The sequence below is a fragment of the Klebsiella sp. 141161 genome, assembly GCF_050600815.1.
GTDB classification, from domain to species: domain Bacteria; phylum Pseudomonadota; class Gammaproteobacteria; order Enterobacterales; family Enterobacteriaceae; genus Klebsiella; species Klebsiella aerogenes.
Window position 1 is genome coordinate 1 of the sequence record NZ_JAQIRN010000041.1, and the last position, 203, is coordinate 203.

Sequence of the window (203 nt, forward strand, 5' to 3'; positions counted from 1 at the left end):
GTCCGACCAGGATTAGCTAACCTTCGTGCTCCTCCGTTACTCTTTGGGAGGAGACCGCCCCAGTCAAACTACCCACCAGACACTGTCCGCAACCCGGATTACGGGTCCACGTTAGAACATCAAACATTAAAGGGTGGTATTTCAAGGTTGGCTCCACGCAGACTGGCGTCCACGCTTCAAAGCCTCCCACCTATCCTACACAT

1 rRNA gene is annotated in these 203 nt (G+C 53.7%); it reads right to left on the minus strand.

The window, feature by feature from the left end:
• Positions 1 to 203: ribosomal RNA gene (locus PGR79_RS23885) — 23S ribosomal RNA — on the minus strand; the annotation flags it as partial.